Source organism: Kitasatospora sp. NPDC088742 (assembly GCF_055584905.1).
This window is the reverse complement of record NZ_JBVJLD010000033.1, coordinates 61,188-81,723: the sequence shown is the minus strand read 5'-3', so window position 1 is coordinate 81,723 and position 20,536 is coordinate 61,188. Positions and strand designations below refer to the sequence as shown.

Here is a 20,536-nt window from a genome sequence, read left to right as displayed (position 1 = left end):
ATTACGGCTTGGTGACCTTGACCAGAGCCTCACCCTGCGGGCTCTTGGTGACCAGCGTGAAGCCCGGGCCGCTCGGCACCACACCGTCCTCAGGGCGGACGATAACCCACTCGACGTGGTACTTGTCGACGAGGTTCCACTTCTCGGCGCTGGTCGCCTCCTTGGAGAAGAACTTCCAGGTGTCGTTCGCACGCTCGTCGAGCTGCTTCTGCGGCACCGCCGGGTCCGGGTAGCCCGCCTGCACGGTGTAGTAGCCGTAGGCCGGGAGCTGGACGAGCGGACGCTCGCCGGTGGCCATCACCACGTCGCCGTAGGCCAGGTACTTGGTGGCCCACTTGTAGCCCGGCCACGGGTTCCAGGCCTGGACGTTGTCGACGACGCCCTTCGGGAAGTCCTTCTTCGGGACCAGGTAGAACATCGCACCGGACTGGACCCACATGCCGAAGACCAGCGCCACGGTCAGCACCAGGGTGAACTCGCGCTTGAACCACTGCTTGATCGGGGCACGGGAGGCCTCCAGCGCGGCGGCCATCTGCAGCATGACGATCAGGCCCGGGTAGGCCCGGCCCCAGCTGTAGTGGCCGCTGAACCAGCCGTACGCGATGGCCGAACCGACCAGCGCGGCGGTGAGCACCAGCGGGTCGAGCTTGTTGCGGCGGAACCGCATGACCAGCGCGGGGATGCCGAGCACCAGCGCGAAGCCGAACCAGTTCAGCGGGTGGTTGTAGAGGCCCCGGTGCATGGAGTCCAGCGCGGCCGACTGCTCCAGGTCGAAGACGCTCCAGTACGGCCAGAACAGGATGCCGGCCATCAGCACCGCGGCGGAGCCGACCCAGAGCAGCCAGTTCCGCAGCGACAGGCCGCGGATCGAGCCCAGGATGATCCCGGCCAGGCCGAGGCAGACCACGATGCCGGTGAAGGGGTGCGAGAGCAGGATGACGAAGAGCGTCAGACCGACCGCGAGGTGCGCGGGGATCCGGACCAGCAGCGAGTCGGAGAGCGGCTCCTTGCCGGGCACCCGGCCGAGCAGCCGCAGCGTGCCCGCCCAGAGCAGGAACATCAGGCCGGCCGCGAAGGCGCTCGGGTAGGAGACGCCGAGCGAGAAGGAGAGGAAGGACTCGTAACCGCTCCACACCGAGACGTCGACGCCCCAGAGGAACCAGTAGGTGAGCAGCGCGATGACCGGCGCCCACGGCCGGGTGGTCAGCGCCCGCACGAACGCGCCGATGCCGGCCAGCACCAGCAGGACGTTGAGCACGGCCATGGCGTGCAGCGCCTGCAGCGGGGTCCAGCCGGTGGCCAGCGAGACCAACGCGGTGAGCACCTGGTACGGCGAGAAGTACGGGCTGCCGTCGCCGGGCACGTTGATCATCGGGCTGGTGGGGTCGCCCAGGTTCTCGCGCAGTCGCCAGATCGTCGACGCGTGCTGGCCGATGTCACCGGACCACGGCATGGCGATGCACATCGGCACCAGCACGAGCAGGGAGAGCAGCACGGTGATCCGGTACGGGGTCGGCCGGAACCACCGGCGCAGCCCCTTCGCGGTGGGCCGGTCGCCGGCACCGCCGTCACCGTCTCGACGGGAGCCCGGCGCACCGGTGGCGTCGTCCTGGTCGACGCTCGTCTCGGGTGGGGGGCTGCTCGGGGAGGCGATCTGGGTCATGGGGTTCAAGATACGGCACCTGGGCAGGCTCTCCGTCGCCCCCCGGGGCCCGTCCCGCCCTCCCGCTCGACCCCTCTTCTAAGGACTGACGGACCGCCGGGGCGGTTCGCACCGTATTGGTTCCGTTCGTCCCTGGATCTTGTCCCCGGCAGCCTCCGCGCCCTGCCCGACCGGCCCCGTTCGGATGCCCGCCGAGGCCCGACGAGGCCCGCCGGCCGCCCCGGTGGTCAGACCAGACGGCGGGCGGTGGCCCAGCGGGTGAGTTCGTGACGGTTGCTCAACTGCAGCTTGCGCAGCACCGCGGAGACGTGCGACTCCACCGTCTTCACCGAGATGAAGAGCTGCTTGGCGATCTCCTTGTACGCGTAGCCGCGGGCGATCAGCCGGAGCACCTCGCGCTCGCGCTGGGTCAGCCGGTCCAGGTCCTCGTCCACCGGCGGGGTGTCGGTGGCGGCGAAGGCGTCCAGCACGAAACCGGCCAGCCGGGGGGAGAAGACCGCGTCGCCGTCGGCGATCCGGAAGACCGCGTTGACCAGGTCGGTGCCGGTGATGGTCTTGGTCACGTAGCCGCGGGCGCCGCCGCGGATGACCCCGATCACGTCCTCGGCCGCGTCCGAGACCGAGAGCGCCAGGAAGCGCACCCCGTTCGGGTCGGCCATCACCGGTGCGGAGCGCCGGAGCACCTCGACCCCGCCGCCACCGGGCAGGTGGACGTCGAGCAGCACCACGTCCGGCCTGGTCTCGGCCACCACCTTGACCGCCGACTCGACGTCGTCGGCCTCCCCCACCACGTCGATGCCGGTCAGCTCGGTCCGGCCGATCTCGGCCCGGACCCCGGTGCGGAACATCCGGTGGTCGTCCACCAGCACCACCCGGGCCCGCCGCTCCGGCTCAGCCGCCCCCGTAGCCGACACTGCGTCAGTCATCTGCCCTCTCCATCTCCAACTCGACCTCGGTCCCGCCGTCCGGCGCGGGCCGCACCTTGGCGGTGCCGCCGTTGCGCTTCATCCGGCCGATGATCGACTCGCGAACGCCCATCCGGTCCTCGGGCACGTCGTCCGGGTCGAAGCCGGGGCCGTGGTCACGGACGAAGACCGACACCGTCCGCCCCTCCACCTCGGCGTAGACCTGGACCGGCCCACCGCCACCGTACTTGGCGGCGTTGACCATCGCCTCCCTCGCGGCCTGCATCTGCGAGGCGATCCGCTCGTCCATCGGGCAGTCACCGACGCAGACCAGCTCCACCGCGACCCCGTGCAGGTCCTCGACCTCGGCCACCACCGAGCGGATCCGCTCGGCCAGGGTGTCCGGCGCGGCCTCGGCGGCGGCCTCCGGGCGGTACAGCCAGAGCCGCAACTCCCGCTCCTGGGCCCGGGCCAGGCGCAGCACCTCCTTGGCGTCGTCGGCGTTGCGCTGGATCAGGGTGAGGGTGTGCAGCACCGAGTCGTGCACGTGGGCGGCGATCTCGGCCCGCTCCTGGGCCCGGATCCGGGCGGTCCGCTCGGCGCCCAGGTCCTGCCACATCCGCAGCGCGTACGGGCCGACCAGCACCAGCACCCCGGCCAGCACGGCGAGCGAGGCCTCCAGCACCGAGGAGATGGTGGAGCCGCTGCCCTGGAGGATCAGGAAGGCCACGATGCCCGCCACCACCAGCAGCACCCCGGCGCCGATCCTGGTGTACGCGGCCCGCCGCCGGGTGCCCTCCACGCCGAACCAGCGCTGCCAGCGGGAGTCGTCGGCCTGCCGCCAGACCAGCGCGACGCCGACCCCGACGGTGAGCAGCGGCCAGACGTACGGCTTGGCCGGCTGGATGTTCAGCGCGCTGAGCGCCGCCATGATCCCGACCACCAGGCCGAGCAGCGCGAAGACCTGACCGAGCCCGCCGCGCGGAGCGGCACCGGCCGGCTCCTCGCCGGGGGCGCCGGCCGCCACCGCCGCCTCGCCGTGGAAGGTGCGCTGCAGCAGCTCGCGCAGCCGCCCGGGCCGGGCCGGCCTCCCCTTCCTCAGCTCCTCGCCGCCGACCACCGCGTCGGCCGGTACGAAGCGGCCGTTGACGTACAGCCAGCGCGGCCCGCCGCCGGCCGCCTCGCCGATGCCGATCGGCACCACGAACCAGAACGCCGCGTACAGCAGCACCCCGATGCCCTGGGCGAAGAACAGCAGCACGAAGGCGACCCGCACCCAGGCCACCGGCAGCCCCAGGTGGAGCGCCAGGCCGTGCGCGACGCCGCCGAGGATCCGGCCGTGCCGGCTGCGGTAGAGCCGCCGGTACGGCGGGCGTTCGACGCCGCCGTCGGCTGACGCGCCGTCAGCGGGGTAGGGGCCGTCGAGGGCTCTGGGATCGGTACCGGGGGCTGCCACGCCCCGAATGGTCACACGTGCGCGCCGGTGCGCGCATCAGGGTGCCACCCCGAACCCGTCTCAGGGACAGATCAGGGTACGCACCGGGCCCGCGCCGGTTGGGCCGCGGCCGCCGAGCCACCAGGATGTGGAGCATGACCGACGAGCAGACCACCGCGCCGGGGCCCGACGCCCCCACCGGGCCGGAGCAGCCGCCCCGTCCGCCGCTCACCCGGAGCGAGAGGCACCGGGTGGTGGCCGGCGTGTGCGGCGGGCTCGGCCGCCACCTGGACATCGACCCGGTGGTGTTCCGGGTGGTCACCGCGGTGCTCTGCCTCTCCGGCGGCCTGGGCCTGTTCCTCTACGGCCTGGCCTGGCTGATCGTGCCGCGCGAGCCGGAGGACGGGCAGACCGGCCGGACCGAGCTGCAGCGCGCGCTGACCGGCCGGGTCGACGGCCAGTCCATCGGCGCGGTGCTGCTCACCGTGATCGGCACCGGCGTCTTCTTCTCCTCGATGGGCGACGGCGGCCAGCTCTTCCCGATCCTGCTGCTCGGCGGCCTGGTGCTGCTGGCGGTCCGGTACGACCCGGAGCGCCGCCGCCACCCCCGCCGGCGCGGCCGCCGCCGGGACCACGGCGGCCCGTACGACCGGCTGACCGACGAGACCGGCCACCCGTACGACGCCACCGGCGCCGCGCCCGGCTGGCGCGCCGTCAACGACCCGGCCGGGGGCCGGCACTGGTGGGACCAGGCCGAGCAGCACATGAAGCAGGCCTGGCAGGCCCGCCAGGAGTACATGCACGGCGCCTTCGGGTCCGCCCGCGGGCAGGCCCGCTCCGACACCCCACCGGCCGGCCCGAGCGGCTACCTCTGGGACCCGCGGCACCCGGAGCGCAACCCGTACGGCACCACGCCCCCGCCCGGCGCCCCGGCCCGGCCCTGGTGGCAGCGGACCGACCTGCCGGAGGGAGACCCGCTGCGCAAGGCCGAGGCCCCCCTCCCCCCGGAGGAGCCGCTGCCGCCCGCCCACTCCGCCTACCCGGTCCACCCGGTCCGCCGGGGGCCGAACGTGCTGCCGCTGCTGGGCCTGCTGATGGCCGCCGGCGGCGGCGCGCTCGCCTGGCTAGTGACGGAGCGTCAGGGCGAGGCGGTGCTGCTCTCCACCGTGCTGGCCTCGGCGCTGGCCGGGCTCGGGCTGGCGCTGCTGATCGGCGCCAAGTTCGGCCGGGCCCGCGGCCTGGCCGTCCCCGCGGCGCTGCTGGTGATCCTGCTGACCGCCACCACCGGCTCGGACTTCACCCTGGCGAGCAGCGCCGGGGACCGCTTCTGGGCGCCCACCTCGGCCGCCGAGGTGAAGCCCGAGTACACCCTCGGCCTGGGCGACATGAGGCTCGACCTCACCGACTTCGACCCGGCCGGCACCACCGTGGCCACCACCGCCAAGCTCGGCGCCGGCGACATGCAGGTGACCGTGCCGGGCGACGTGGAGGTCCGGCTGACCCTGAAGAACGGCCTGGGCGAGATCCAGGTCGCCGACCGCCACCTGTCCTCCGGGGCGGGCAACGACGTGGAGTACCAGTTGCACCCGACCAACGGCCGGCCGTCCCGGGGGACGCTCGACCTCACCCTGACCGTGGGCCTCGGCGACCTCCAGGTGGTGCAGTCGTGAGGAAGCACCCGCTGGACCCGTTCTCGCTGATCGCGGGCCTGCTCTTCGCCGCCCTGGCGGTGCTCTGCCTGCTCGCCTCGCTGAACGGCCGGGAGGTGAGCGGGCGGGTGCTGCTGCCGGTCACCTTCCTGGTGCTCGGCGGAGCCGCGGTGATCGGCGCGGTCACCGCGATGACCCGCCGCTCCCGGGAGCTGCGCCGGATCCGCGAGGCCCGCGAGGTCCGCTCCTCCGACTGACCGTCAGCTCTGCTGCGCGCCGAGCTCCAGCTGGTCGCCCTTCTTGGTGACCGCGAACTTCGGCAGCGGCTTGGTGGCCGGCCCGTTGAGCACCGCGCCGGTGGTGGCGTCGAAGCGGGAGCCGTGGCACGGGCAGTACATCTGGTTGTCCTTCGGGGCGTCCACGGCGCAGCCCGAGTGGGTGCAGATCGAGGAGAAGGCGCAGTACTGGCCGGCCTTGGGCTGCACCACGTAGAGCGCGTCCCCGCTGGCCGGGTCCTTGACCTTGGCCGAGCCGCCGACCGGCACCGAGGCGGCCGCCACCGTGACGCCGCTGCCGCTGCCGCCGCCGCTCGCGCTCGCGCTCGGGGTCCCCGAGCCGGCCGGCACCGGCGAGGGCGCGGCCGCGGTGGCGGGCAGCTCGTCCCGCCCGAAGGTGGCGGTCAGCGAGCCGGCCAGCAGCCCGGCCCCGCCGAGCGCGACCGCCGCGATCCCGCCGTCCACCAGCGCCCGGCGGCCGACCTGGTCCTCCGTCAGTCCGCGGTGGCGGTCCCGCCCCGCCCGGGCGGCCAGGTAGCCGTCCACCGAGAGGTACGGGGTGCCGGCCAGCAGCAGCGGGGTCCAGGCCATCAGGTAGGCCAGGTCGTTGCCGTAGTAGTACGGGGCCACGTTCCAGCTGACGGTGAGCCACAGGCTCAGGCTGATCGCCGCGCCGCCGGCCGCGGCCAGCCGCCCCCAGAGGCCGAAGAGGGTGCCGAGGCCGACCGCCAGCTCGCCGAAGGCGATGGCCAGCGCGGAGAAGGTGGGCGCGTCCAGCGCCGGGCCGAGCGCCCAGCCGATCGGGCTGTTCGCCTTGGCGGCGGTGGTCTGCGCGACGAAGGAGGCGCTGTCCGCCGCGCCGGCCAGGAAGTGCGGGTCGGCCAGCTTGTCCAGGGCCGCGTAGACGAAGGTCACCCCGAGGAACAGCCGGAGCGGGAGCAGCGCGTACCGGGTGGCCAACTCCCGTCGCTGGGAGGCCCGTTCGGCTCTGCCAGGACGTTCCGGCCCGCTCAGCCCCACCGCCATCGCCGACACCCTTCGCTCACGGCCCGTCAACTCCTGACGGGTCCGGTCCGATTCTGCCCGCTGCCAGCCCGTTTCGGGGGCACGGCCCCCTCACCGGAACGACCGCGCCGCCACACCCGACACGGTCGGGGCGGCGGCGCGGTCGTTCAGCGACGGGGAGGGGTCACTCCCACTCGATGGTGCCCGGCGGCTTGCTGGTGCAGTCCAGGACCACGCGGTTGACGTCCTTGACCTCGTTGGTGATCCGGGTGGAGATCCGGGCCAGGGTCTCGTACGGCAGGCGCGACCAGTCGGCCGTCATGGCGTCCTCGGAGGAGACCGGACGGAGCACGATCGGGTGGCCGTAGGTGCGGCCGTCGCCCTGCACGCCGACCGAGCGGACGTCGGCCAGCAGCACCACGGGGCACTGCCAGATCTCACGGTCCAGGCCGGCCTTGGTGAGCTCCTCGCGGGCGATGGCGTCCGCGTCGCGGAGCAGGTCCAGGCGCTCCTTGGTGACCTCGCCGACGATCCGGATGCCCAGGCCGGGGCCCGGGAACGGCTGGCGCTGGACGATCTCCTCCGGCAGGCCGAGCTCCTGGCCGACCATCCGGACCTCGTCCTTGAACAGCTGGCGCAGCGGCTCGATGAGCTTGAACTGCAGGTCCTCGGGGAGGCCGCCGACGTTGTGGTGCGACTTGATGTTCGCGGTGCCGGTGCCGCCACCGGACTCGACCACGTCCGGGTACAGGGTGCCCTGGACGAGGAACTCGACCTCCTCGCCGTGCTCACCCGCCTCGGCGATGATCTCGGCCTGGGCCTGCTCGAAGACCCGGATGAACTCCCGGCCGATGATCTTGCGCTTCTCCTCGGGGTCGCTGACCCCGGCCAGCGCGGTCAGGAAGCGCTCCTGGGCGTCGACCACCTTGAGCTGGATGCCGGTGGCGGCGACGAAGTCCTTCTCGACCTGCTCGGTCTCGCCCTTGCGCATCAGGCCGTGGTCCACGTACACGCAGGTGAGCTGCGAGCCGATGGCCCGCTGCACCAGCGCGGCCGCGACGGCCGAGTCCACGCCGCCGGAGAGGCCGCAGATGGCGCGCTTGGTGCCGACCTGCTCGCGGATCGCGTTGACCTGCTCCTCCACCACGTTGGTAGTGGTCCAGGTCGGGGCGATGCCCGCGCCGCGGTAGAGGAAGTGCTCGAGGATCTGCTGACCGTGGGTCGAGTGCAGCACCTCGGGGTGGTACTGGACGCCGTAGAGCTTGCGCTCGTCGTTCTCGAAGGCGGCGACCGGCACCACGTCGGTGGAGGCGGTGACGGTGAAGCCCTCGGGGGCGGCGGAGCAGGCGTCGCCGTGCGACATCCACACCGACTGCTCGGCCGGGGTGCCCTCGAAGAGGGTGGAGCCGGTCTTCGAGACGTGCAGCGGGGTGCCGCCGTACTCGCGGGCACCGGAGTTGTCCACGGTGCCGCCGAGGGTGATGGCCATCAGCTGGAAGCCGTAGCACATGCCGAAGACCGGGACGCCGGCCTCGAAGATCGCACGGTCCAGGCGGGGCGCGCCCTCCTCGTAGACCGAGGACGGACCGCCGGAGAGGATGATCGCCTTCGGGTTCTTGGCGAGCATCTCGGCCACCGGCATGGTGGACGGCACGATCTCGCTGTAGACCCGGGCCTCACGCACCCGACGGGCGATGAGCTGGGCGTACTGGGCGCCGAAGTCGACGACCAGCACGGTGTCGAGCTCGGCGGCGGACAGGTCGGGAGTAGCAGAGGACACAGACGGCCTTCCGGCAGCGATGTGGGGGTGTCACCGCCGATTCTACCGGGCACCCACCGCGCGCCGTTTCACCCGCATGCCGGGGCGGCGGGCCGTGACCGGGGTCACGGCAGGATCGTTGCACCCATCGACCGCACCACGCGGGCCGCCCCGGCCAGGGGCGGGCCGGACGGCGCGGACACCGAACCATGCGCGTGGATCTCTCTTCAGTCCACCGGCGCGCGTGGCGCCGCCGCTCCCGAACGGAGCGGCCCGCCGTGGGACCGTGCGCGGGTGGAAGTGGCCGGACCGGCAGGGGACAGCTGGGCCGGGCACGACTGAAAAACGGTGAAGGAGGTGCGGCGGGCGACTCCCGGGACGCCGGGGACGGCCGCCGCACCTCCGCACGCCCGTCCCGGCGTGCCAGTACTACGGACAGTAGTCGACCAACGGGTCGGTATCCACCGGTGTTCGACCGTCTCCGAACGGTCCGACAGGGTACGCCTGCCCCGGGAAGTACACGCCGGACTGTACCGAACTGCGTCGAACCGGTTGCAGAGCCGGGGCTCCGTCCAGCACGATGCTGGATGTGGAGGTCGACCGGGCGACAGCCGGATGATCACGCTCCGTCATGGCCGACACTCCGCACCCATGACCATCTCTCCGAGACGGCGCTCATCCCCCGGCGCCGTCAGCCAGCACCGGCGCCGCCCTGACGCCGCGTGCTGAACGACAAAGGGCCCCGTTCCCCCGCGGGGCCCTTTGCCCGTCCCGGGCCGGGTGGCTCAGCGCTTCCCGAAGTCCAGCACCTCGCCGCCCTGCGGGGGCAGGTACCCGGAGGAGGCGGTCAGCTCCAGCCCCGACGGGTCCTCCTCGTCCGCCTCCGGGCCCGGCCCCTCGGCCGGTGCCGGGCGGCCGCGCCCGCCGAAGCGGTCGAGCAGCTCGGGAACGGCCAACACGCCCAGCGCCGCGAGCACCAGATGGACCGTCAGCAGCGGGAGCGGGTCCAACCCGATCAGGAACTCGGTGCCCATGCCGCGCCCACCCGCCCCCGCCGCGGCGCCGGGCCGCGAGAACTCCGTCGCGTACCGGCCCCCGGCCACCACCGTCAGCAGTGCTCCGCCGAGCCAGACCAGGAGCGCCGCCCGCAGCCGGCCGGGCCGGTCGAGGCGGCGGACCGACCAGGCCAGCAGGGCCACGACGGCCGGCACCAGCAGCAGCGCCAGCCGCCACGGGCCGGGCTGGCCGTCGAGGTGGAGGAGCGAGTAGGTGCGCTCCATCACCGTGGCCGTCCCCCGGTCGGTCATGCCGGTCATCCGGGCCTCGAAGCGGACGTCCGCCCCGGCACCGAACCCGAGCATGGCGAGCCCGAGGTTGGGCAGGACGAGCAGCCCGGCCCACCGCCCCGTCATCGAGGTGTACGCGCAGACCACGACCAGGGCCGCGGAGCCGGCCAGCCCCACCGTCAGGGCCAGGGCCCGGCCGGCCGCCACCGCGCCCGCCCACCAGAGCGGGGCCCGGCGGCGCAGTGCCGGAGCGCCCAGGAGGATCCAGCCGGCCAGGAGCGCGGCGAGCACGGCGGTGCCCAGCACCGGCCAGAGCAGGCCGGCGGTCACCTCGATCCGCCCGGAGACCTCGCCGTCCTCCACCGTCTCGGCGAAGCCGGTGGTGCGCTCGTACCCCGAGAGCAGGGCGAGCAGCCCGCCGCCCGCCGCCGCCAGCACCACCGGGGGGACCGCCTGACGGACCGTCGGCCCGGCCCAGCGGCGCAGCCCGAGGCCGAACAGCAGGGCCCAGAGCAGGGTGACGGTCATCGGCAGTACGTGCAGCAGGGACTCGCTCACCGTGCCGCCGCCGCCGAACCGCGTCGTGGTACGGCCCGCCACCTCGCCGCCGAAGGCGGTCAGCGCCTCGGCCAGGCCGATGCCGAAGCGGTCGCCGAAGCCGAGGTCCTCCCCGCCGATCGCGCCCTCCAGGCCGAGGGCGGTCAGCACTCCGGTGAGCAGCAGGAGTCCGGTCGGCGCGGCCACCACCCGCAGCGCGGATCCCCAGTCGGCCAGCCGGGCCGGCGTGTCGCTCCCCCACCGGGGCGCCACCTCCCGGCCGCCGCCCCAGCGGCCCCGGTCGGGCGCGCCGCCCGCGCCGAACTCCACCTCGCCGATCGCCGGGCCGGTGCCCGGATCAGCCGCGTCGAAGGCGGTCCCGCAGGCGGCACAGTGTGCCACCCCCGTCGCCGAGGCCGCCCCGCAGGTCGTACAGATCGCCATTTCGCCCCCCTCCAGAGGGGGCGTTTATCCCACCGGCGCTGACGGGGTGTCAACCGGGTACCGGGTCAGGGGCGCTTCTTCGGCACCTCCGGCACCGGCAGCAGCAACTCGCCGAAGGCGCCCTTGGGCACCATGGGCGCGGCGGGGGTCACCGCCGCCACCCGGCGGTACGCCTCGCCCTGCTCCGGGCGCGGGTCGGCCTCGCCCTTGTTCGGCCACATCGACATGGCCCGCTCGGCCTGCGCGGTGATGGTGAGCGAGGGGTTGACCCCGAGGTTGGCGGAGACCGCCGAGCCGTCGACCACGCTGATCCCGGGGTGGCCGAAGAGACGGTGGTACGGGTCCACCACGCCGTCCTCCGGGCGGTCGGAGATCGGGCAGCCGCCGAGGAAGTGCGCCGTCATCGGGATGTCGAAGATCTCGCCGACCGAGGAACCGGCGAAGCCGTTGATGGAGGCGGCCAGCGCGTTGGCGCCCTGCTCGGCGGCCGGGATCCAGGTGGGATTGGGCGCGCCATGGCCCTGACGGGAGGTCAGCTTGCCCTTGCCGAGGCCGTCCTTCTTCAGCGAGACGGTGATCGAGTTGTCCAGCGACTGCATCACCAGGCCGATGATGGTCTTCTCCGACCAGCGGTGCTGGTTCATCGAGAGCGCGAAGATCCACGGGTGCCGGGCGGCGGTCACCGCGTAGCGCAGCCAGCGCGGGCCGCGCCCCCCGCCGCTGACCTGCTGCACCGAGAGGGCGCCCATCGCGTTGGAGCCCTTGCCGTAGCGGACCGGCTCGATGTGGGTGTTGGCGTCCGGGTGGATGGAGGAGGTGATCGCCACCCCCTTGGTGAAGTCCACGCGCTCCCCGTACCGCCGGTCGGTGGTCGAAGCCCCCACCAGCGCCTCGGAGTTGGTCCGGGTGAGCTCACCCAGCTTCGCCGAGAGGCCGGGCAGGAAACCCCGGTCCCGCATCCGGTGCAGCAGGGTCTGCGTGCCGTACGTCCCGGCCGCCACCACCACCTTGGCGGCGGTGATGGTCCGGGCCCCGGCCTTGGCCCGGTCGGTGGAGCGGGAGTTGGTGCGCCGCACGTCGACGGCGAAGCCGTCCCCGTGCGGCCGCAGCCGCTCCACGGTGGTGAGCGGGTGGATCTCGGCGCCGCCCCGCTCGGCCAGGTAGAGGTAGTTCTCGGTGAGCATGTTCTTGGCGCCGTGCCGGCAGCCGGTCATGCACTCGCCGCACTCGGTGCAGGCCCGCCGCCGGGGCCCGGCCCCGCCGAAGTACGGGTCCTCGACCTCGGCGCCGGGGGCGGCCACCGCCTCCCCCTCACCGTCCCGGCCGTCGCCGAAGAAGACGCCGACCGGGGCCATGTGGAAGGTGTCCGCGACGCCCATCCGCTCGGCGGCGTCCTTGAGGTGGACGTCGGAGGGGGTCATGGTGGGGTTCTCGCGGACCCCGAGCATCCGCTTGGCCTGGTCGTAGAAGGGCGCCAACTCCTCCTGCCAGTCGGTGATGTGGGCCCACTGCCGGTCCTGGAAGAACGGCTCCGGCGGCACGTACAGGGTGTTGGCGTAGTTCAGCGAGCCGCCGCCGACCCCCGCACCGGCCAGGATCAGCACGTTGGCCAGCAGGTGGATCCGCTGGATGCCGTAGAGGCCGAGCGCGGGGGCCCAGAGGTAGTTCTTGGTGTCCCAGGAGGTCTTCGGCAGCTCGTCCCGGCCGAACCGCCGGCCGGCCTCCAGCACCGCGACCTTGTAGCCCTTCTCGGTCAGCCGCAGCGCCGAGACCGACCCGCCGAAACCCGACCCGACCACGACCACGTCGTAGTCGTACGCACCATCCGTCATGAGATCCACAACTCCCGGGGAGCGAGCACCAGTTGCTTACTTGAAGCGGAGCGCCTTCAGCGCCTTCAGGCTGGAGGTGAACAGCGCGGCGAACTTCTCGTCGCTGAGCCCGAAGGACGGGCCGAGCGGCATCACCCGCTGGGTGGAGATGGTCTGCGCCTCGGTGTAGCGCAGGATGCCGTCCGAGCCGTGCCGGCGGCCCAGGCCCGAGTCGCCCATGCCGCCCATCGGGGCGGAGACCGAGCCGTAGGCCGCGGCGTAGGCCTCGTTCACGTTGACGGTGCCGGTGTGCAGCCGGGCCGCGACCGCCCGGCCGCGCCGGGCGTCCTTGGTCCAGACGCTCGAGTTCAGGCCGTACGACGTGGAGTTGGCGGCCTCGACCGCCTCGTCCTCGGTGTCGAAGCGGTAGACCGAGACCACCGGGCCGAAGGTCTCCTCCGCGCAGACCGCCATCTCGCGGGTGACCCCGTCCAGGACGGTCGGCTCGAAGAACAGCGGGCCGAGGTCGGGGCGGGCCTGACCGCCCGTCAGCACGGTGGCGCCGGCCTTGACGGCCTCCTCCACGTGCCGGGTGACGACCTCCAGCTGCCGCTCGGAGACCAGCGAGCCCATGTCGGCGCCGTAGGCCAGGCCGCCGCCGAGCCGCAGCGCGGCCGTCCGGGCGGTGAACCGGGCGAGGAACTCCTCGGCCACCGAGCGGTGCACGTAGAGCCGCTCGATCGAGATGCAGAGCTGCCCGGCGGAGGAGAAGCAGGCCCGTACGGCGCCCTCGGCGGCCCGGTCCAGGTCGGCGTCCTCCAGCACCAACAGGGCGTTCTTGCCGCCGAGTTCGAGCGAGGCGCCGACCAGCCGGGCGGCGGCCCGCTGGGCCACGTCGCGGCCGGTGCGGGTGGAGCCGGTGAAGGAGACGTAGTCCGCGTGGGCGACCACCTCGGGGCCGACCACCGGGCCGTCGCCGATGACGATCTGCCACAGGTCGTTCGGCAGCCCGGCCTCGACCAGCAGCTCGCGGGCCCACAGGGCGGTCAGCGCGGTCTGGGTGTCGGGCTTGTTGACCACCGCGTTGCCGGCCGCGAAGGCGGGCAGCGCGTCGCCGACGGAGAGCTCCAGCGGGTAGTTCCACGGCGAGATCTGGCCGACCACGCCCTTGGGGCGGCGGGCCTCCACGGTGTGGGTGAGCACCGGCACGGCCCCGCCGCGGCGGCGGTCCCGCAGGTAGGCGGCGCTCTTGCGGCCGTAGTGACGGGCGGCCAGCGCGGCGGCCAGCACCTCCTCGAAGGCGTGCAGCCTGGCCTTGCCGGTCTCCGCCTGGATGAGGTCGAGCACCTCGTCCTGACGCTTCAGCAGCAGGTCGTGGAAGCGCAGCAGCACGCCCTGCCGGTGGCTCACCGGCAGCGCGGCCCAGGTCTTCTGGGCCCGCCGGGCCAGCTGGTAGGCCACCTCGACGTCGGCCGGGGTGGAGCGCGGCAGGGTGGCGAGGCGCTCGCCGGTGAGCGGGGCGGTGGTGTGCACCAGGTCCGGCTCGCCGGTGGCGGTGACGCCCTTGGCCAGCCGGGCGACCAGCGCGGCCGGCACCGCCGAGGCGACGGTGCGGGCCGAGCCGGGGGCCGCGGGGTTGCGTCCGGTGGTCTTTCGGGCTGCCGTGGTGTCCGTCATGGGCGCAGCCTAGGGCCTGCGTCCCCGCTTGTGTACCCGCCGGTAACAGAAAACCCCCGGAGGAGGGCCGCGGGTCAGACCGTCCCGAAACCGTTGAGCACCGTGGTGTAGAGACGCTGCGCGTCGGTCCACTCGGCGTCGGGGTACGAGACGTAGATCGCGTACGAGGTGCCCTTGTCGTCCCGGTACTCCACCTCCCGGGCGTGCCGGCGGCCGTCCTTGCCCAGGTAGCTGAACTCCCAGACCGCGCCCTCGTGCCCCTGCACGTCCACCTCGTCGAAGGCGACCCGCTTGTACTCCTTGAGGCTCTTGGAGACGGTCGCCTCCATCTCCTTGAAGTGCGCCGTCGGCGTCAGCGGCTGACCGACCGTCACGGCGAACTGGAGGTAGCGGTTGCGCTTGTCCGGCGAGTAGTAGATCTGGTTGTTCTCCACCGTCCGCTCCCAGTTGCCCGAGGTGGGCAGCAGGAAGCGGAAGCCGGCCGGGTCGTCCGTCCAGCGGAAGCCCTTGGGCGCGGGCGCCCCCGGGGTGACCGAGACGGTCGGCGTGGCCACCCCGGGCTCGCCGCCGCCCCGGCCGGCGGTCATCGCGTAGGTGCCGGCCCCGGCCAGCACCGCCACCAGCACCCCGGCCAGCAGCAGCCTGGGCCAGCGCCGCCCCGGCTTGGGGAGCACCACCGTGCCGGGCTCCGGCGCCACGGGGGCCGCCGGCTGCTCCACCGACTCGGCCCGGTCCACCACCGGCACGTTCTGGGTGGGCTCGGCCTGCGGCCGCTCCTGCGCCTGCGGCTTGATCGCCAGGGTGTGCCCGGCCCGCACCTCGGCCAGCATCCGCATCGCCTGGTCCGCGCCCGGACGCTCCGCCGGGTCCTTGGTCATCAGCGCGGCCAGCACCGGCCCCAGCGCCCCGGCCCGGCGGGGCTCCGGCAGCGGGTCTCCGACCACGGCGGCCAGCGTGGTGATCGGCGAGGTCCGGCGGAACGGCGAGTCGCCCTCCACCGCCGCGTACAGCGTCGCGCCCAGCCCCCACAGGTCGGAGGCCGGCCCCGGCCGCTCGCCCTGGGCCCGCTCCGGGGCCAGGTAGTCCGGCGAGCCCACCAGGTCACCGGGGCGGGTCAGTTCGGTCGACCCCTCGAAGGTGGCGATGCCGAAGTCCAGCAGCACCACCCGGCCGGTGTTGTGCTCCAGCAGCACGTTGGCCGGCTTCACGTCCCGGTGCAGCACGCCGAGTTGGTGCCCCCGGTGCAGCGCGGCCAGCACCTGGCAGCCGACCTCGGCCGCCTCCCGCGGCGACAGCGTCCCGTCCTGGCTGATCACGTCGGCCAGCGAACGCCCGTCCACCAGCTCCATCACGATCCACGGCCGGCCGTCCTGCTCCAGCACGTCGTGGATGGTGATCACGCCCGGGTGCTTGATCCGGGCGGCCGCCCGGGCCTCCCGCTTCATCCGGGACTGGAGGATCTCCAGGTCCTCCTCCGGGAGGTGGCTGACCGTCAGCTCCTTGACCGCCACCTCGCGGTCCAGCATCTCGTCGCTGGCCCGCCAGACGGTGCCCATGCCGCCCCGGCCGAGCCGCTCCCCGAGCCGGTATCTCCCCGCCAGCAGACGCTGGCCGTCCTGCCCGTCCACAGCGACTGCTCCCCCCGTACCCAGGTGTTCGAATTCCGTACCTGCACAGGTTAGATCAGCCCCCGAGCGCCGCCACCGCCGCCACCGCCACCACCATCAGCACCAGCACCCCGCCCACCAACAGCGGCCCCAGCAGCGCGGGCGACACCCTCGGCGGCCTGCGCTCCACCACACCCGCCGGCCGGCGCTCCACCGGCCCCCGCCGACGGGCCGTCACCGCCCCGCCCCGCCGCACGGCCGGCAGCACCTCGGCCCGCTCCGGGTCGTACGGCTCCGGCGCCCCGGCCAGGAACGCCCCCAGCCAGGGCCGCACCTGGTCCACCGTCAGCCGGCCGGCCAGCAGCCCGCCCACCACCCCGGCCAACGGCCCGCAGCCGTCCAGCGCCTCGTGCCGCCCGTCCCGCACCGCCGCCAGCAACTCCCCCAGGTCCCGCTCCGGGTACGGCGCCCGGCCGGTCAGCAGACGGTGCATCAGCACCCCCAGCGCCCAGGCGTCCCCCGCCGCCCCGCCGTACGGCGCCCAGCGCTCCGCCCGCACCCCCAGCAGCACAGCCCTGGTCTCGTACACCCGGCGCTCCACCACCCCGCCGAGCTCCCGGCAGTACGCCTCCTGCACCGCCCCCAGCAACAACCCGCCCAGCATCGCCGCGCCGTCCTCGCAGACCAGCACCGACTCCGGCGTCACGTTCCCGTGCACCACCCCGCCCCGGTGCAGCTCCGCCAACGCCCGCGCCAGGTCAGCCGCCAGCTCCGCCACCCGGTACGGCGACCACGGACGCTCCGTCAACTCCGAGAGCACGCTTCCCGACGGAGCCTCCTCCGCCACCCAGAGCAGCCGCCCCTCCACGAAGACCTCGAACCCGCGCAGCAGCCTCGCCCCGGACGGCGCCCCGGCCAGCTCCCCCGCCACCCGCGCCGCCAAGCCCTCCCACGGCTGCGGCCGGTCCCAGTCCTCCTGGTCCAGCACCTCCGGCAGCGCGATCCCCACCAGCCGCACCGGCTCGTCCCCCAGCACCGCACCCAGGGCACCACCCATCGGACGGCCCGTCACCCGGTACCGCCCACCGACCACGTCCCCCGGGGTGTACATGCGTGTCCTCCCTAGACCGCCAGCGTACGCGGTGGTCCCTCCGAAGGAGGTACCTCGGGGGCGCGGGTTGGTGGTCACCCCGGGGGCGCGGGGCTCTGCTGACTTGCGGCTCCGCCGCGGGGCGCGAGTCGGAAGGCGGCCCACAGTTGGATCGGGGCACACGAACCAGTTGCACGCGCTGCCGTCCCCTAGCTGCCTATGCTCGTCCTGTGGTGACAGCCGAAGTCGTCGTCGTGGGCAGCGGCCCGAACGGCCTCGCGGCCGCCCTCACCCTGGCCCGCGCCGGCCTCCACGTCGAGGTCCGCGAAGCCGCCCCGACCCCCGGCGGGGGCCTGCGCACGGAGCCCCTCTTCCGCCCCGACGTGCTCCACGACATCTGCGCCGCCGTCCACCCGATGGCCACCGCCTCCGCCTTCTTCCGCGCCTTCGACCTCCCCGCCCGCGGCGTCGAACTCCTCCGCCCGGAGATCAGCTACGCCCACCCGCTCGACACCCGCCGCGCCGCCCTCGCCCACCACAGCCTCGACGCCACCTGCGAGCGCCTCGGCCCTGACGACGGCCCCCGCTGGCGCGCCCTGATGGAGCCCCTGCTGAGGCACAGTCAGGGCCTGGTCGACTTCATGCTCTCCGGTCAGCGCTCCCTCCCCGCCGACCCGGCCGCCCCGCTGCTCCTCGCCCGCGGCCTCCTGGCCCACGGCACCCCCCTCGCCACCCGCCGGTTCAGGACCCCCGAAGCCGCCGCCCTGCTCGCCGGCGTGGCCGCCCACGTGGTCGGCCCGATGCCCACCCCGTCCTCCGCCTCGGTGGCCCTGATGCTCGGTCACCTCGCCCACGCCGGCGGCTGGCCGGTGCCGCGCGGCGGCAGCGCCCGGATCGCCGAGGCGATGACCGCCGACCTGACCGCGCACGGCGGCACGGTCCGCACCGGAGCCCGCCTCGACGACCTGCGCGAACTGCGCGGCGCCCGCGCCGTCCTGCTCGACCTCGGCCCCAAGGAGTTCCTCCGCGTCGCGGGCCCGCTCCTGCCGCAGTCCTACCGCCGCGCGCTCGGCCGCTTCCGCCACGGCCCCGGCGCCGCCAAGGTGGACTTCCTGCTCGACGCCCCGGTCCCGTGGGCCGAACCACTGGTCGGCCGGGCCGGCACCGTCCACCTGGGCGGCACCCAGCACCAGGTCTTCCACCAGGAGACCCAGGTCGCCAAGGGCCTCCCCGGCGACGCCCCCTTCGTCCTCGTGGTGGACCCGTCGGCCGCCGACCCCACCCGGGTGGCCGCCGACGGCCACCGCCCGCTCTGGGCCTACGCCCACGTCCCGCACGGCGACCGCACCGACCCGGCCGAGCTGGTCACGGCCCGGATCGAGCAGTACGCCCCCGGCTTCACGGAGACCGTGGTGGACCGCCGCTCGGTCAGCGCCGCCGCCCTGGAGACGTACAACCCCAACTACGTCGGCGGCGACATCGCGGCCGGCGCCATGACCCTGCGTCAGGCCCTGCTGCGCCCCGTCCCCGCCTGGGACCCGTACCGCACCCCGCTCAAGGGCGTCTACCTCTGCTCGGCCGCCACCCCGCCGGGGCCCGGCGTGCACGGCATGCCCGGCTACCTGGCGGCCTGCTCGGCGCTGCGCCGCGAGTTCGGCATCCGCACCACGCCCCGGCTGACGCCGGATCAGGGAGCGGGCTGGAAGCTGTCGTAGGACGTCTGACGGGCCTGCACCTGCTCCGGCGAGTTCCAGACCGCGTCCGGAGCGATCCAGTAGATCGAGTAGCCGTACTTCCCGGTCACGAAGCCCCGGTTGAGCGCGTGCATCCGGACGCCGTCCTTGTCGAACGTCCACTCCCAGTCCGCCGAGTTGCTCCAAGACCGGAAGGGCGCCGGACGGACCCCGAGGCTCTTGTACCCCGGGAAGCTCCCCTCCGCGTCCGACTCCTCCCAGACCTTCAGCGCGCTCGGCCCCGGGGTGTTCGTGTAGGCCACGATCAGGCTGACCCCGTTGGCCCGGAAGGCCTGCTGGGTCGAGCTCGCCGCCTGCGACTTGAGCGCCTCCGGCGCCGACACCGTGAATCCCTGCGTGCCCTTCTGGCTCTGGTACCCGGCCGGGGCCGCCGGCGGCGTCTGCGTGGCCGGGGTCTGGGCCTGGACCGGCTGCGTCTGCGTCGCGGTGGCCGTCACCGTGGCCGTGGCCGTCACGGTCGAGGTCGGCGCCGGGTTCTGCTGGTTCTGCCCCTGGGCGGGCGGCGTGGGCGAGGGCGTCAGCTGCCCACCGGCCACCGGCACCGCCGCCGGGTTCTGCGTCCCCTTGTCCTTCTCCCCCTCCGGCCAGAGCACCGCCCCGACCACCAGCGCCGCCACCACCGCGACGGCCGCCGCGACCAGCAGCCACCGCTTGCGCGCCGCGTCCCCGCCCGCCGGAGCCACCGACGGCACGGCCGGTGCCGCCACCACCGTGGTGGCCTCGGCCCGGGTGGTGGCCACGGCGGCCACCCGCCGCAGCATCGCCCGCGCCTGGCCCGCGTCCATCCGCCGGGCCGGGTCCTTCTCCAGCAGCCCCTCGATCACCGGCCGCAGCAGCGGCCCGGCGTTCACCGGCGGCTCCAGGTCCTCGGTCATCACCGCCGTCAGGGTAGCCAGTGCCGAACCCCGGTCGTACGGCGGCTTGCCCTCGGTCATCGCGTACAGCGTGCCGCCCAGAGACCAGAGGTCGGCCGGCGGCCCGGGCTTCTGCCCCTTGGCCCGCTCCGGGGATATGTACGAGGGCGCGCCGACCAGCATCCCGGTGGAGGTGATCGAGGTGTCGCCCTCGACGCTGGCGATGCCGAAGTCGGTGAGCACCACCCGGCCGTCGACGTCGACCAGCACGTTGGAGGGCTTCACGTCCCGGTGGATGATGCCCAACTCATGGGCCTCGACCAGGACTCCGAGCACCTCCAGGGCGATCTCGGCGGCCCGGGCCGGCGCCAGCGGACCGTCCTGCTGGATCACCTCGGACAGCGAGCGGCCGCCGACCAGCTCCATCACGATCCACGGCCGGCCGTCCTCCTCGACCACGTCGAAGACGGTCACCGCCGCGGCGTGCCTGATCCGCGCGGTGGCCTTGGCCTCCCGCAGCGTCCGGGCGATCAGCCGGTGCCGGTCGGCCTCGTCCACGCCCTCCTGCATCCGGAGTTCCTTGACCGCGACCACCCGGCCGAGCATCTCGTCCTCGGCCCGCCAGACCGTACCCATCCCGCCCCGGCCCAGCACACCGGTCAACCGGTAGCGGCGCCCCAGCAGACGTCCGTCGGTCTCGGTCATCGATGTCCCCCAGGGTCCGGCAGCCAAGCCCCCATCATCTCGCGTCCACCCGACTCCGTGTCAGCCACCCCCGGCCACAA

Annotated in this window: 14 protein-coding genes and 1 pseudogene; 3 read left to right on the top strand and 12 right to left on the bottom strand. The window is 73.9% G+C overall.

What is annotated here, in order from left to right; genetic code table 11:
- Nucleotide 1: 1 nt before the first annotated feature.
- From ACZ6ZR_RS24620 to ACZ6ZR_RS24610, 3 genes are all read right to left on the bottom strand, one after another.
- Entirely contained in the window at nt 2–1,663 is a 1,662-nt protein-coding gene (locus ACZ6ZR_RS24620; RefSeq protein ID WP_465645633.1) for a hypothetical protein, read from the bottom strand.
- Nucleotides 1,664–1,890: 227 nt separating this feature from the next.
- Nucleotides 1,891–2,589: a response regulator transcription factor gene (locus ACZ6ZR_RS24615; RefSeq protein WP_345286129.1), complete on the bottom strand. Its 699-nt coding sequence runs from the start codon at nt 2,587–2,589 to the stop codon at nt 1,891–1,893.
- Nucleotides 2,582–4,033: an ATP-binding protein gene (locus tag ACZ6ZR_RS24610; protein WP_465645675.1), complete on the bottom strand. Its 1,452-nt coding sequence runs from the start codon at nt 4,031–4,033 to the stop codon at nt 2,582–2,584. Before ACZ6ZR_RS24610 ends, ACZ6ZR_RS24615 begins: the two co-directional genes overlap by 8 nt.
- 125 nt (nt 4,034–4,158) lie before the next feature.
- On the opposite strand from ACZ6ZR_RS24610, the gene ACZ6ZR_RS24605 reads away from it, so the two are divergent.
- Entirely contained in the window at nt 4,159–5,673 is a 1,515-nt protein-coding gene (locus tag ACZ6ZR_RS24605) for a PspC domain-containing protein (RefSeq protein WP_465645631.1), read from the top strand.
- Nucleotides 5,670–5,909: a hypothetical protein gene (locus tag ACZ6ZR_RS24600; RefSeq protein ID WP_465645629.1), complete on the top strand. Its 240-nt coding sequence runs from the start codon at nt 5,670–5,672 to the stop codon at nt 5,907–5,909. Before ACZ6ZR_RS24605 ends, ACZ6ZR_RS24600 begins: the two co-directional genes overlap by 4 nt.
- Before the next feature lie 3 nt (nt 5,910–5,912).
- Here the strand turns inward: ACZ6ZR_RS24600 and ACZ6ZR_RS24595 are convergent, their stop codons facing one another.
- The 8 genes and pseudogenes from ACZ6ZR_RS24595 to ACZ6ZR_RS24560 all read right to left on the bottom strand — a co-directional run bounded on the left by ACZ6ZR_RS24595 (nt 5,913) and on the right by ACZ6ZR_RS24560 (nt 17,164).
- Nucleotides 5,913–6,197 (bottom strand): Rieske (2Fe-2S) protein, encoded by a 285-nt coding sequence (locus ACZ6ZR_RS24595; protein ID WP_465645673.1) that lies wholly within the window; start codon nt 6,195–6,197, stop codon nt 5,913–5,915.
- A gap of 243 nt (nt 6,198–6,440) precedes the next feature.
- A pseudogene (locus ACZ6ZR_RS24590) lies at nt 6,441–6,953 on the bottom strand (DoxX family membrane protein); the annotation flags it as partial.
- Nucleotides 6,954–7,116: 163 nt separating this feature from the next.
- Entirely contained in the window at nt 7,117–8,712 is a 1,596-nt protein-coding gene (gene guaA / locus ACZ6ZR_RS24585) for a glutamine-hydrolyzing GMP synthase (protein WP_465645627.1), read from the bottom strand.
- Between the two features lie 764 nt (nt 8,713–9,476).
- Nucleotides 9,477–10,958: a hypothetical protein gene (locus ACZ6ZR_RS24580; RefSeq protein WP_465645625.1), complete on the bottom strand. Its 1,482-nt coding sequence runs from the start codon at nt 10,956–10,958 to the stop codon at nt 9,477–9,479.
- A 65-nt stretch (nt 10,959–11,023) separates the two neighbouring features.
- Nucleotides 11,024–12,790 (bottom strand): GMC oxidoreductase, encoded by a 1,767-nt coding sequence (locus ACZ6ZR_RS24575; RefSeq protein WP_465645623.1) that lies wholly within the window; start codon nt 12,788–12,790, stop codon nt 11,024–11,026.
- 36 nt (nt 12,791–12,826) lie between these two features.
- Nucleotides 12,827–14,446 (bottom strand): succinic semialdehyde dehydrogenase, encoded by a 1,620-nt coding sequence (locus ACZ6ZR_RS24570; RefSeq protein WP_465645621.1) that lies wholly within the window; start codon nt 14,444–14,446, stop codon nt 12,827–12,829.
- 74 nt (nt 14,447–14,520) lie between these two features.
- Nucleotides 14,521–16,074, bottom strand: coding sequence for a serine/threonine-protein kinase (locus tag ACZ6ZR_RS24565; protein WP_465645619.1), 1,554 nt, complete (start codon nt 16,072–16,074; stop codon nt 14,521–14,523).
- Nucleotides 16,075–16,129: 55 nt separating this feature from the next.
- Nucleotides 16,130–17,164, bottom strand: coding sequence for a protein kinase (locus tag ACZ6ZR_RS24560; RefSeq protein WP_465645617.1), 1,035 nt, complete (start codon nt 17,162–17,164; stop codon nt 16,130–16,132).
- Nucleotides 17,165–17,373: 209 nt separating this feature from the next.
- Here ACZ6ZR_RS24560 and ACZ6ZR_RS24555 point away from each other — a divergent pair, with 209 nt between their 5' ends.
- Nucleotides 17,374–18,858, top strand: coding sequence for a phytoene desaturase family protein (locus tag ACZ6ZR_RS24555; RefSeq protein ID WP_465645615.1), 1,485 nt, complete (start codon nt 17,374–17,376; stop codon nt 18,856–18,858).
- Here ACZ6ZR_RS24555 and ACZ6ZR_RS24550 read toward each other — a convergent pair.
- Nucleotides 18,831–20,456, bottom strand: coding sequence for a serine/threonine-protein kinase (locus tag ACZ6ZR_RS24550; protein WP_465645613.1), 1,626 nt, complete (start codon nt 20,454–20,456; stop codon nt 18,831–18,833). The two genes, ACZ6ZR_RS24555 and ACZ6ZR_RS24550, sit on opposite strands and share 28 nt — an antisense overlap.
- Nucleotides 20,457–20,536 lie beyond the last annotated feature (80 nt).

Excerpts from the sequence above, each read along its gene's own strand:
- ACZ6ZR_RS24615 (WP_345286129.1), bottom strand. The coding sequence starts at position 2,589 with ATGACTGACGCAGTGTCGGCTACGGGGGCGGCTGAGCCGGAGCGGCGG.
- ACZ6ZR_RS24620 (WP_465645633.1), bottom strand. The coding sequence starts at position 1,663 with ATGACCCAGATCGCCTCCCCGAGCAGCCCCCCACCCGAGACGAGCGTC.
- ACZ6ZR_RS24550 (WP_465645613.1), bottom strand. The coding sequence starts at position 20,456 with ATGACCGAGACCGACGGACGTCTGCTGGGGCGCCGCTACCGGTTGACC.
- ACZ6ZR_RS24570 (WP_465645621.1), bottom strand. The coding sequence starts at position 14,446 with ATGACGGACACCACGGCAGCCCGAAAGACCACCGGACGCAACCCCGCG.
- ACZ6ZR_RS24605 (WP_465645631.1), top strand. The coding sequence starts at position 4,159 with ATGACCGACGAGCAGACCACCGCGCCGGGGCCCGACGCCCCCACCGGG.
- ACZ6ZR_RS24575 (WP_465645623.1), bottom strand. The coding sequence starts at position 12,790 with ATGACGGATGGTGCGTACGACTACGACGTGGTCGTGGTCGGGTCGGGT.
- ACZ6ZR_RS24560 (WP_465645617.1), bottom strand. The coding sequence starts at position 17,164 with ATGTACACCCCGGGGGACGTGGTCGGTGGGCGGTACCGGGTGACGGGC.
- ACZ6ZR_RS24580 (WP_465645625.1), bottom strand. The coding sequence starts at position 10,958 with ATGGCGATCTGTACGACCTGCGGGGCGGCCTCGGCGACGGGGGTGGCA.